Origin of the sequence: Mesomycoplasma ovipneumoniae (genome assembly GCF_038095995.1) — a bacterium.
Taxonomy (GTDB): Bacteria; Bacillota_I; Bacilli_A; order Mycoplasmatales; family Metamycoplasmataceae; genus Mesomycoplasma; species Mesomycoplasma ovipneumoniae_F.
Genome location: NZ_CP146005.1, coordinates 268,179 through 281,198, shown reverse-complemented (window position 1 = coordinate 281,198; position 13,020 = coordinate 268,179). Strand labels below are relative to the sequence as shown.

10 protein-coding genes are annotated in these 13,020 nt (G+C 28.1%); 2 read left to right on the top strand and 8 right to left on the bottom strand.

The features are described from left to right. Positions 1–12: 12 nt before the first annotated feature. Positions 13–1,893 carry a DUF2779 domain-containing protein gene (locus V3249_RS01130; RefSeq protein ID WP_337896964.1) on the top strand — a complete coding sequence of 627 codons (1,881 nt, stop codon included), beginning with the start codon at positions 13–15 and terminating at the stop codon, positions 1,891–1,893. 753 nt (positions 1,894–2,646) lie between these two features. Here the strand turns inward: V3249_RS01130 and V3249_RS01125 are convergent. The 7 genes from V3249_RS01125 to asnS all read right to left on the bottom strand — a co-directional run bounded on the left by V3249_RS01125 (position 2,647) and on the right by asnS (position 10,449). Further along, entirely contained in the window at positions 2,647–2,787 is a 141-nt protein-coding gene (locus tag V3249_RS01125; protein WP_252263094.1) for a hypothetical protein, read from the bottom strand. A gap of 245 nt (positions 2,788–3,032) precedes the next feature. Then, the gene (gene ruvB, locus V3249_RS01120) at positions 3,033–4,004 is read right to left on the bottom strand and encodes a Holliday junction branch migration DNA helicase RuvB (RefSeq protein ID WP_337897052.1); all 972 of its coding nucleotides are present in this window, start codon (positions 4,002–4,004) and stop codon (positions 3,033–3,035) included. Then, positions 3,982–4,647: a Holliday junction branch migration protein RuvA gene (gene ruvA, locus V3249_RS01115; protein ID WP_337897051.1), complete on the bottom strand. Its 666-nt coding sequence runs from the start codon at positions 4,645–4,647 to the stop codon at positions 3,982–3,984. The genes ruvB and ruvA overlap by 23 nt, the downstream gene beginning before the upstream one ends. Positions 4,648–4,751: 104 nt before the next feature. Continuing rightward, positions 4,752–6,179, bottom strand: coding sequence for a hypothetical protein (locus tag V3249_RS01110; RefSeq protein WP_337897050.1), 1,428 nt, complete (start codon positions 6,177–6,179; stop codon positions 4,752–4,754). Between the two features lie 2 nt (positions 6,180–6,181). After that, positions 6,182–8,440, bottom strand: a complete 2,259-nt coding sequence (locus tag V3249_RS01105; RefSeq protein WP_337897049.1) for an ATP-dependent helicase — start codon at positions 8,438–8,440, stop codon at positions 6,182–6,184. A 2-nt stretch (positions 8,441–8,442) separates the two neighbouring features. Beyond that, positions 8,443–9,084 (bottom strand): RDD family protein, encoded by a 642-nt coding sequence (locus V3249_RS01100; RefSeq protein WP_337897048.1) that lies wholly within the window; start codon positions 9,082–9,084, stop codon positions 8,443–8,445. Between the two features lie 15 nt (positions 9,085–9,099). Next, positions 9,100–10,449: an asparagine--tRNA ligase gene (asnS, locus tag V3249_RS01095; protein ID WP_337897047.1), complete on the bottom strand. Its 1,350-nt coding sequence runs from the start codon at positions 10,447–10,449 to the stop codon at positions 9,100–9,102. 415 nt (positions 10,450–10,864) lie between these two features. Here asnS and V3249_RS01090 point away from each other — a divergent pair, with 415 nt between their 5' ends. Further along, positions 10,865–12,118 carry an IS256 family transposase gene (locus V3249_RS01090; RefSeq protein ID WP_341517461.1) on the top strand — a complete coding sequence of 418 codons (1,254 nt, stop codon included), beginning with the start codon at positions 10,865–10,867 and terminating at the stop codon, positions 12,116–12,118. A 472-nt stretch (positions 12,119–12,590) separates the two neighbouring features. Here V3249_RS01090 and V3249_RS01085 read toward each other — a convergent pair whose 3' ends face one another. Next, a complete protein-coding gene (locus V3249_RS01085) occupies positions 12,591–12,725 on the bottom strand; it encodes a hypothetical protein (protein WP_341517595.1) in 135 nt (44 codons plus the stop codon). Positions 12,726–13,020 lie beyond the last annotated feature (295 nt).

Below are 13,020 nucleotides of genomic sequence, written 5' to 3'. Positions count from 1 at the left end.
TTTTGTATTTAAATGGAAAGAATTAATTTTTCTCGTTACTTTAAATTGCATACTCAACAAAAATATTTTATTTGAAACAATCCAGATGCACAAAATTCAGATCAAGTTGACATAGATGATAATGATGATTTTGGTCAAGAACTTTGAGATTTTGACTCTTTTCATGAAAATGAAATAAAATTTCCCGAATTACATGAAAATATTTTTAAAAGTTTTAACAAAACATTTTACTTTTATATAAAGGAAAGGTTTGCTGACAAAAAAGTTTGCCTTGTTTCTAAAATTTCAATTGATGAAAAAATTGAGCAAACTGTTGATTTTTATAAGAATCAAAAATGCGATATAATTTTTAACCCTGCCTTTGAATATAAAAATGCATCGGCTAATCCGTCAGTTTTTTTTGTTTTTAACAAAAAATTAAGTATTTTAAAACTTTCTACCTCAACTAAAGTCAAAGATTATTTAAGAGCAAATTGAGATTTTTGAATATCAAATTATATGCTTCGAGAAATCAGCGGTGATTTAAACCCGATTGATGAAGTATCTTATTTTTTAATTAACACAGTTGAACATCCAATAAAAAATAAAATTGAATTTCATGAAACATTCTGAATTTCAAGGTATAAATCAGCAAAAACTGTATCCAAAGCTGATTCTGAAAGTGGAAATATTTTCCTTGCAAAAAAAATTGCAAAGCAAAATGGCCTTAGTTTAAATGAGTTTTGGGATAATACATTTTTAGAAAACAATAAAATAATAAACAACTTATTCAGAAATCAAATTGAAAAAATTTCTAAGGTTAAAGATAAAAAAGTGATTCACATGATCCCTGTCAATATTGCTATTGATGAGATAATTGATGCTAAAAATGTAACAAAATTTACTAAACCTAGCGAAATTGATAACAGCGCCTTTGAAAAAAGTGCTAACTTTGCTTTCCTTGTTGAACAGTTTTATCCTCAACTGACTGGTATTAGCGGAACACTTTTAAATTCTAGAAAAATTTTATCACTTGTTAATGATGAATCCAGGCTCATTTCTTTTGAAACAAATTCATATTGATATAATTTTTTCAAAAAAAGTAATTCAATAATTATTAATGAAATTGAAAATTTAGAAAGCTTCATTAATAAAATGAACGGCAAAAAAATTGTTTGGTATGATTTTGAAGCACTTTCCTTGCCTTTTCCAGCTATAGATTATGCCCAACCTTTTCAACAAATTGTTACTCAAGTTTCAATTGTTGTTACTGATAATGGAAAAATTTTGCCTCAGGATTTTAACGAAACTAATGTTGTTTTTGACCCTAAAACTTATAGTTGAGATAATTTTTGCAAAATAATTGATGAAATTTATCTCGAAAGCGCTGATTTTTACGTTGTTTTTAACAAATCATACGAACTTACAAGACTTAAAGAAATGGTTAACATAATTTTTATGCATTACCAAGAAAATAATCCATATCATGAGGCGATCCAAAAAATTCAAACATATCGAAAAAAAGTTGATGAAATAATTGCCAAAACTATTGATTTAAAAGATCCATTTTCAAAATATTGAATTGTAATTTCTGATCTTAAAGGTTTTTATTCAATTAAAAAAATTGAAAATTTTATTAATAAATATAATTACAATTTGGATCACTTAATAACACCTTATAAAAAATTAGCCGTAAAAAATGGTCTTGAGGCAATGATTAAAGCCGTTGATCGTTATTTCAATTACATTGGAGACATTGAGTGAATAGAAGTTAGAAAAAATTTACAAATTTATTGCCAAAATGATGTTATAGCAATGATAATGGTTTGAGATTTCTTAAAATTTGTTTATGAAAATAGGGATAAATTAGCACATATTGAAACAAAAACACCTAAAAAGGTTGCGCTTTTTTAGGTGTCCCCAGTTTCCCGGAAAAATAACTATCAAAGCAAAAACACAGAATTTTAAACCTAAGCCTCATGAAAGAAAAATCTACTTATTAATCAAATAAAGCAAACTAAAAAAGCTAAAATTTTAACTTAAAAAACATAATCATAAAAAATACAACTACTATTTAAACTCAACGCAAATAGAAAACTCGTTTTTATTTGCAGCGAGCCTAAAAAAACATATGAAGTTTTGAAAGAACAATAACCAAAAGCCCTAAATTTAAAGATTTCTAAACGGGTAAATTTAAGGCATTCCATTATATTTAAAAACATAATGGATAATTCGCATTTTTTGATTTTTTTATGGCAAAAACATAAGTAATTCCCCCTTAATTCTGATTTCTAAATTTATTAACTATTCTTAAGTGATGTTTATTATAACATAATTTTATTTTTGACCAAGCATTTTTTTAAAATTTTTTTGCAAAAGGTTAATTTCAAAACTGTAAAAATTAAGATTTTAGCCTCAAAACCCGTATTTACTGGTATTTTTGCGTATTTATATTCAATAAAAAAAATAAATTTTTGCCATCAAACTGACAAACTCAGGAAAATAGGGATAAATTAGTACATATTTAAACAAAAACACCTAAAAAGGTTGGCTTTTTAGGTGTTTTTTTCATCTCCCGAGTTTCCCAGTTTCATAAGGTAATTTTAAAAAAGTATCCGGTTTTAGGGACTTTTTTAAGTTTTTTGGTAAAAGTTGGTTACAATTTTATTAGTGATTTATTAAGATATCAAAGTAAAAATCATATCTATTTCAAATGTTTGGATCGCTAGGGACACCATCGTGTTTTTTAAATATAATTTGCTGATCTAAAGTGTTAAATTCAACCCTTTGTCTTAATTTTTGCAACATCGATACTAAACCAACTTAGTTAATTTTTGTTTTTTCATAATTTATAATTATACCATAAAATTACTTAAAATGCTACCAAATGCTACTTATAAAATTAAGGTTTTACATTAAAAAAACACCGATTTACGGGTGTTTCTTCATATTTATATTCACTAAAAAGTGAATTTTTGTCTTAAAACTGGGAAACTCGGGATAGGGATAAATTAGTACATATTTAAACAAAAACACCTAAAAAGGTTGGCTTTTTAGGTGTTTTTTTCATCTTTAGCAGTTAAATCAGTTAAATATTGCTTACCTTTTGAAGTTATTCGGCGACCTCTAGGAGTTTTTTCAATTAATTCTTTTTCAATCAGTGGCGGCTCAATTATATTAATAATTGTTTGCCGATGTTCCTTTAAAACATTAGCAAGAACATCGAGTGCGACGGACTTTCCTTTAAAAATTTTGAATAGGGTATTTAAATATTCAATGTTTATTTGCGAAAGACCTTGGTTATAAATGCCAATGCTGTCAAAAGTTTTGTTGACAATTTCACGGTCAATTTTCTTTTTATTCAAAACAAGCGCAAAATCACGAATTCTTTTTAATAAATTATTAGCAATCCGGGGAGTGTTGTTTGAAAAACTAGCAATGTATTTAATAATTTCCTTGTTGACTTCCAGTTTCAAAATCGCTGCCGAATTTGAAATAATTTGAACCATTTCATCAGTCGTATAATTGACAATTTTAGCAATATAGCCAAATCTGTTTTGCAAAGGTGTTGAAATTTGTGCTAGTTTTGTTGATGCAGCAATTAGTGTAAAATGTGGTAATTTCATCCGCATAATTTTTTGCTCGCCATCAACACCAATTTGTAGATCAATTACAAATTCCTCCATTGCTGAATATAAAAGCTCTTCAATATTTTTATTAATTCCGTGAATTTCGTCAATAAAAAGAATTGTGTCTTGAGAAATATTTGCTAAAACAGCAAGAACATCGGCCTTTTTTTCGAGCAATGGTCCTTGGACATACTTAATTTTGGATTCAAGAACGTTTGCTACAATATTTGCTAAGGTGGTTTTGCCCGTTCCAGGAGGCCCATAAAATAAAATATGGTCTAAGGCCTGTTTTCGTTTTTGAGAAGATGAAATTAAAATTTTCAGTGTTTCAACCAATTTTTGTTGGCCAATAAAATTATCAAAATTTGTTGGCCTAACTTCTAAATTCTCTGGCATTTGAAATAATCTTGATAGCTTGTTCTATTAAGTTTTCGAAATTTTCATTAGGCTCAACTTTTGTGAGTGCATAATTAATTTGGTTAGGTTTAAAGCCAAGCATTTTTAGGGTTTCTTCAAGTTCTGATGATGTTTTTTCTTCGACTGAATTATTTTGGAGAATTTCATCATTCAAATCATCAGTTTTTTCAACTTCTTTAGAATCAGTTTCAAGAATATTTTCCTGATTTTGTTTTTTGTCATTCTCAAGGAATTTTTTGTATTTTCCGTGAAATTCAAAAACAATTTGTTTAGCATTTTTTTCAGAAAGATAAGGAATTTTTGAAAGACCTTTTCAATCATTTGCAGCTATTAAATTAATTGTGTTTTGCACACCGCCGTTAAGAACAGAAATAGCAGTTTTTGGACCAACCCCTTGAATTGAAATTAGATCTTCAAATAAAATTCTTTCACGGAAGCTTGCAAATCCGTAAGTTATTTTTGAATAATCATTTTCATATTCGTAAAGATAAATTTTTCTATTTTCATCGATATTAAAACGGTCAATCCGCGGAACATACAGTAAATATCCGCTTCCTTGATTTTCAATAATTAAATAATTTTTATTTTTTGAGACAATTTTTCCATATTGATAAATTTGCATTTTTGCTCCCTTATAGTAATTTGTTGCAACCTAAATTAATTTTTTAACCGCTTTTGGCCAAAAAAAGGAAAAAATTAGGAAAAAGAAGCAAATTTTACTATTTTTTACCAATAATAGAGAGGAAAATTCTTATTCCCAAAGTTAAATTTTGTTATATCTTGCTTTTTAAAAACGACTTTTACTTTTTCACGACGCGCATATTCGCCAAGTGACGAAACAACAATATCATTTCCGTCACTAAAATCGGTAAAATCATTAAGATTTTTAATGAATAAAAAAGGCGGTTTATTAATTGCTAGATAATAAAAAAGCTTAGAATCAACTATTTTTTGATAACAAATATTAGGAATATGACTAATATTTGTTTCTGGTATATTAATTTCTGTTTCAATTAAAAATGTTAATTTTCCGAAATCAATTGGAAGATTACGCAGTTTTTGTGCGATTATATAGTTAATTTTGTAAATATTTTGTGAATGATCATATGACGGGTTTTGGGTTAAAAATTTTAATATTTCATTGATTTTTTGGTTGCTATGAAAGTCTAAATCAAAGACGCTATAAACAGGGTTTTTATTATCAAATTGATAAATATGGGCAAGAAAATGATTTTGTATATTAAATGCTTGCTGAACTTGACTTTTATTGTCAATAATTGACTTAAACTGGCCGCTACTTGAATTTACCTCGAAAAATGAGGCTTTTTTTGCTGTTATTAGGTTAAAAAATTTTTTTATTTCTATTTTTCAGTCATAATTTATTTGACTGTCTAAATTTATAATCACTCAAGACAAAAAGTTGCCTAAATTATGGGCTTTTGCAAAATTTTTGTATGAATTTCTAATTTTTTCCAGCGTTTTAGGTGATTTTGCACATATTTGCATAATCAAAATATTTTCAAAGTAAAAAATGGAAAAATTAGAAATTTTAACAAAAAAAGGGAGAATTTTGTTATACGAAATATAAAAATTTTTAGCAAAATCAGCCGTTATTTCAAAAGGAAAACTAAAACTCACCAGAAAACTTGGACTTGTAAAATCAAGAATTAGTTTGTCGACTAGTCGATTTTTAAAGGTTTTTTTGTATTTTGCTATGTCAAAAATTGATTTTTGGATTTGGATCAGAACAAAGCCGTTTTTTGAGCTGTCCTGAAAAAAAACTTGAAAATTATTGTTAAAAAGAAATCTTTTTTGAAATTTGACAGTAATTGAGCCTTTCCTTCAATGGTCAATCCGTGAAAGAAATAATTTTTGGTATGGCTCTTCAAGGAGTGAAATAAAATCAGATTGACTCACCCAAAGTCCTGTTAGTAAATTGTTATTTTCAACAATATATTTCAAACTAGGAAGTGAAAAAACATCGCTAACACGAATTCTTTTTAAATCAGCATCATAAGTAAAAGGAATTAAAGGGAGAATTTTTGTTTTTTTATTATTGGCAAAAAGTAAAACTATAATCAAAAAGCAAACAAAAAAAATACTAATCAGCAAAATTAACGCAACTATTAAATAAGTTTGAATTTGTGCAGACATTTTTACGAAATTTTTTCAATGGACTTATGAGTTTTTACAAGTGTTTTTATCCCTTTATCACCAGGGATATCGAAAAACTTCACCAAAATTGAGTCAGCGCGCACTTCTAAAATGATTCCTTTACCAAATTTTAGATGAGATATATGATTTCCAGGGGCAAATTCGACATTTTCTGAATCGGTTTTTTGGTAATTAAGCTTTCCAGTTGCATCAAGCTTACGAAACTGATAAAACTGTTCAGCCTTAATTTTCATCTCTTTAATAAATGGTGAAATTGAATTTTGATTAGATTTTCAACGGCGACCAAAATCATTATGAAAACCACCACGAAATCCGTTTGTTATGTATAAAACTTTTTTTGCCCGGGTTACTGCGACAAATGCTAGCCTTCTTTCTTCTTCGTATTCACTCTCAAGATTTTGGTCAAGAACTTTTTGCGAAGGGAAGACTCCTTGATTCATCCCGACTAAAAAAACATACTCAAATTCAAGCCCTTTTGAAGAATGAACTGTTAATAAGTTAATTCGATTTGGACTTTCGGTTTGTTCAAAGTGAGAAATAACTGCATAATCAAGGTAATCGGCTAATTTTTTATTAGGATTTTGGATTTGTCAATTATCAAGTGATAAATAGTATTTTTCCAAAAGTTCTTTTGTGTCTTCTTCTTGTTTAGGGTCTTTTATTGAGCTAAAGTAGTTAATTTTTTTCAAAAAAGAGTCAAGAACTTGTGAAAAAAGTTTAAAAACTGTCGGATTTTTTTCTTCAATTTCAATCTTGAAACGTCTTGCAGCGGTTATTCGTTCAAAAAGATTTTTAATTTTGGCTTGATTTTCAATAGTTAGCGGAATTTTACCGTGAGTATCTTTTAAATTGATTTTTCCTGAATAGTATTTAAATAAAAAATCGTACAAATTTAGTTCAAATTTAGCTGCCAAATCATTTAGTTTGTTAATTGTTATTGCACCAATTTTTTTTGCAGGCACATTAATAATTTGCTCAAAAGCATAAGGATCAGAATTTTCAATGACTTTTAAAAAATAAATAGCTTCACGAACTTCTTTTTTTGCAGCAAGAGGAGAATTTCCGTGTTTTATATAAGGGATATTGTAGGCATCAAATTTGTTAATTATTTGTGCAAAATAAAAATTTGAACGTGCTAAAATTGCAATATCGCGATAATTTACTTTGTTTTTTGTGATTAAATTTTGGATAGTCTCATAAATTCAATCAACTTCAGCGCCTCTTTCATTGCCAAGATCTTCAAAATGAATATCAATTTTTTCGGTTGAATGAGCTACTAAATTCTTTTTTATTCGGTTTTTATTATTTGCAATTAAATGGTTGGCCGCATCAAGAATATTTTGTGTTGAACGGTAATTTTTGTCAAGAATTACTGTTTGTAAATCAGGATAATCATTTTCTAAATTAAGAATAAGCGATGGATCAGCACCTCTTCAGGAATAAATAGTCTGATCAGGATCACCAACAACAAATAATTTTGTATTATCTTTGATAAAATATTTTAAAATAGAATACTGAATTAACGAGGTGTCTTGAAATTCATCAACAAGCACAAAGTCAAATTTTTTCTGTCATCGCTTTGCAATTTGTGGGCTTTTTTCAAATGCTATTTTAGTATAAAGCAGTAAATCGTCAAAGTCAATTATATTATTTTCCCTTGTTTTTTCAAGATAATTTTTATAAACATTGGCCTTAATTAATTCAGCTTCAGTATTTGCGAGCTTGAGTGCCTGAGCTGGAGATTGTTCTAAATTTTTGGCTCTTGAAATAAATTCAATCGCTTGAAATGCAGTAATTTTTTTATCGTCTTTGTCTTCAGTTGTTTTAAGATTTGCACCTAAAAGTTTTTCAATAATTTTACGCTGATCTTGCTCGTCAATTATATTAAAACGATAATCATCTATTTGGATTTCATCAATTTCAACGATATTTTTTGCTTCAGTTCGCAAAATTAGGTTGCAAAGCGAGTGAAAAGTTAAAATTTGGATGTCTTTTGCCTTTTCGTGAACAAGCTTTTCGACACGAGTTCGCATTTCTTCGGCTGCTTTATTTGTAAAAGTTAAAGCTAAAATCCGATTGGGATATGCTAGTGATTCATTAATAATATAGGCGATTTTTTTGGTTAAAACAGTTGTTTTTCCGGTTCCAGCACCTGCGACAATTCTCAGATGCGAGCTATTGCTAATAACAGCGATTTTTTGTTTGTCATTTAGTTGTGAAAGAATATTTTGTGATGACATGATTAATTAACCTCCCAATGAATTGAACTAAAATTTGCATGAATTGAACTTAAATAATCCGCTTTTATAAGCGTTTTTTTCAGGCAAATAGTTGTTTTAGAAAAAGAATCAATAATTGTTAATTTTTTTGAACCTAAAATTGAGAGGTTATTTACAATTAAGAAGAAAAAGTTAACTTTTGAAAATAAAGCGGGAAAACTTAAGCTAATTTGTTGGAAAAAAGTTAAATTTTGACTTGAACTTTTAAAAGTTTGAAAAAAGTTAAGATCAATTCCGAAACTGAGATCTAAAATAATTGAGGAAAACAAAAGCGAAAATATCCAATTAAGACTTAAAAATGCTTCCCTTTTTAGTAAAATTCAGAGTTTTTTGGAAAAATTAGGGATTTCGTCAAAAAAGACAAGTTTAGTTTTTGTTAAAAAAAGTCCAATTGTTTGCTTTAAAAAAATAATTAAAAAAATGCGGTAAAAAATTACAAGTAAAAAAACAGTTAGAATTCAAAGGTAAAATTTTATTTTTGATCATTCAGTTAATACCAAAAATAGGTAGAAAAATACTAAAAAAGTAAGAAAAAGAAATACAAAATCAATTAATCCTGCAAAGGAACGTCTTCAAAAACCTGCTTTTACAAAATCAATTTTCAATTTAATTTTATCCTCTTACATTAAAATATTTTTATTTGTTCTTGGGAAAGGAATTACATCACGAATGTTATCAATTCCGGTAACAAACATTAGCAATCTTTCAAAACCAAGACCAAAACCACTTGAGCCAGGGTTGCCAAATTTACGTAAATCAAGGTATCATTGGAAATCTTCGACTTTCATGTTCAATTCGTTCATTCGTTCAAGTAGTTTTTCATAACGAACTTCACGTTGAGACCCACCGATTAGCTCACCAATTCCTGGAACTAAAAGATCAAAAGCCGCTACAGTTTTTCCATCATCATTTTGGTGCATGTAAAATGCTTTTAGCGATTTTGGATAATTAATTACAACAACAGGGGCACGGAAAATTTGTTCAGATAAAAACCGTTCATGCTCAGTTTTTAAATCAGCTCCAAAAAACAGGTCTTTTTCCTCAAACTTATCAATGTGTTCAGAAAGTAATTTAATTGCTTGTTCGTAAGTTACTTGGGCTACTTGAGAATCACAAAATTGAATCAAACGGCGGCGCAGGTTTTTGTCGCCAACTTTTTCTAGAAATGCAAATTCATCTTTGTTACGAATTATTACAGCTTTTATTACTTTTTGAAGCAATTTTGTTGCTAATTCAATAATTTCTTCAAGATCAAAAAATGCAACTTCAGGTTCAATCATCCAAAATTCGGCAGCATGTTTTCTAGTGTTTGATCTCTCAGCGCGAAATGTAGGGGCAAAAGTGTAGACTTTTTTAAAGCCAAGAGCATAGGCTTCAGCATGAAGTTGCCCTGTAACACCTAAAGTTGTTTTTTTGTTAAAAAAATCTTTTTGCTCATCGTCAACAATAAAAGTTTCACCAGCACCTTCACCATCATTTGAGGTTAAAATTGGCGCTGAAAAATTAACAAATCCTTGACGACGAAAAAACTTATGAATTTCATAAAAAAGTGAAGATCTTAGTCTCATTATCACACGAAAAAGTCGAGTTCTGTGACGAAAATGTGGAATTTGCCTTAAAACTTCTAAGGAAATTTCTTGATTTTGGATTGGAAAATTATTGTTATAATTACGTCCTTTAACCTCTAAATCCTCAACTAAAACTTCACCGTTTTGCTGGCGCTCAGGAGTGCTTGTAAAAACACCGCTAATTTCAATAGCTTCACCAATTGCTAAATTTTCTACTTTTGTAAAGTCAATATTATCACTTTTAAGAACACACTGTAAATTTTTAAATGACGAACCATCGTTCAGTTCGACGAACATTATTTTTAGATTACCACGAATATTTGTAATTCAACCTTGAACTGCAATTTTCTTCTGATCATACAACTCTGGATGTATAAAAATTTCATTAATTGATACCGACATCTTATTTACCCCATTTTTCAAATATTAAATATTATACCAGAAAATACTGGTATTTTAATTATTTTTTTTAACTTCTGTAAAAATTAGATTAAAATCCCGAGTTTTCCAGTTTGATGAGATAATCTTAAAAAAGTGTCTGGTTTTGGGCACTTTTTAACTTTTTTAGCAAACTCAGGAAAAATAACTATCAATGCAAAAACACCAAATTTTAAATCTAACACTCGCGAAAGAAAAATCTACTTATTAATAATAAAGCAAACTAAAAAAAGGTATATTTTTACCTTAAAAAGCAAAATTATGAAATTTTTAAACTGCTTTTTTTAGTTTAAAATACTGACAAAAATCGGTAATGTTAAATATTTTGTGTTTTTAAAGTAAATTTATTTTGATAAAATTTATTATGAAGGACCAAAATATGAAAAAACAGCAAAAAACATTATCCCCATTTGAGTTAGAAGCTAAAAAACTTGTTGACAAATACGCTGATTATAAAAAAATAAAAAAAGAAGATTTTCACAACGAAATTTCGCATATGTTTAAAACTTTTACTGAGGCGCTCTTAAGGGCGGAATTAAGCCAACATTTAGGCTATGAAAAAAGTAACCGAAGCAAAAAAGGCGTGCATAGGCCAAATAAGCGAAACGGATTTTCGGACAAAACTGTGAATTATAATCATAATAGTTTTCGTCTAAAAATACCAAGAGATCGAAATGGCACTTTTGAGAACAAATTACTCGGTAAATACGAAACAAATTTAGGCGATATCGAAGAGCAAGTGTTTTCACTTTTTGCATCAGGAATGTCATATGAAAATATTGTTAACACAATAAAAAGTATCTATAAAAAAGAAATAAGTAATGCCTGAATTTCTTCAGTTACTGACAAATTATTGCCTGAAATTGAAAAGTGAAAATCGCGAAAAATTGAGAATTCCTATCCAATTTTGTACATTGATGGGATGTTTTTTAATGTTAAAGAAAACGGTGTTTTTGTCAAAAAATCACTTTATCTTATTCTTGCAATTGATTGGGACGGAAATAAAAAAGCACTGGGATTTTGGATTAAAAATACCGAATCAGCAAGTAATTGACTTGATGTTTTTAACGAACTAAAAACTCGCGGGCTGGAAGATGTTCTAATAATTTCTTGCGATAATCTAAGCGGAATTAGTCAAGCAATTGAAGCGGTTTTCCCGCAAACAGATGTTCAAAAATGTGTTGTTCACCAAATTAGAAACTCGCTTTTAAAAGTTTCTAACAAAGACAAAAAAGAGTTTGTCCTTGATATGAAAAAGATTTATCAAGCGGCTAATCAAGAATTTGCAATGCAAAATCTTGATAAATTTGCGGAAAAATGAGGCCAAAAATATCCTTCAATTATCAAGTCTTGGTATACAAATTTCGTTGAACTAACGACATTTTTTAAATATCCATATGAATTGAGGCAAGCAATTTATACGACAAATTTAATTGAGTCAATGAATAGAATAATTAGGAAAAATACAAAAACAAAAGGCGGAATTCAAAGTGTAAATTACCTTTCAAAAATAACTTATTTAACTCTCCAAAACGCATCTACAAAATGACAAAAGGTAAGAAATTGATTCATGATTAAAAAACAATTAGAAATTATTTTCCCTAATCGGTTAAATAATGTAAAATTAAATTAGATTACATTTCTATTTGAAAAATCCATAAAAATTTAAAACACAAGATTATGAACACACCCCAAAAATCATAAAAAATACAACTACTATTTAAACTCAATGTAAAAAGAAAACTCGTTTTTATTTACATCGAGCCTAAAAAAATATATGAAGTTTTGAAAGAACAATAAAAAAAGCCTTAAATTTGAAGATTTCTAAACGGTTAAATTCAAGGCATACCATCATATTTAAAAATATAATGAAAAATTCGCATTTTCTGATTTTAATATGCTAAAAACATAATCAAGTCCCCCTTAATTCAATATCAATATTTATTAATTCATTCTTAGTGAGACTTATTATAACACAATTTTATTTTGGACCAAGTATTTCCTGAGTTTCCCAGTTTGATAAGGTAATTTCAAAAAAGCATCCGGTTTTAGGCAATTTTTTAAGTTTTTTGGTAAAAGTTAATTACAATTTTATTAGTAATTTATTAAGATATCAAAATATTGATTATTTCCAAATAACTTGTTTCAAATTTCATGTTTGAAATTTCCTTAAAATATTTAGGTTTTTTGCCAAACAATTTGTTTACTTCAATAAAACCATCTTTATTTTGTTTTTTCATAATTTATAATTATACCATAAAATTACTTAAAATGCAATTAAATGACATTAATATAAATTAAGGTTTTACGTTCAAAAAACACTGATTTACGGGTGTTTTTTCATATTTATATTCACTAAAAAGTGAATTTTTGCCTTAAAACTGGGAAACTCGGGATTTTGGACCAAGTATTTTTTTTTTTTTTTTTGCAAAAGATTGATTTTAAAATAATAAAAATTAAGATTCTAGGTAAAAAAACCGTATTTACGGGTATTTTTGCGTATTTGTGTTAATAAAAAGTGAATTTTTGCCATCA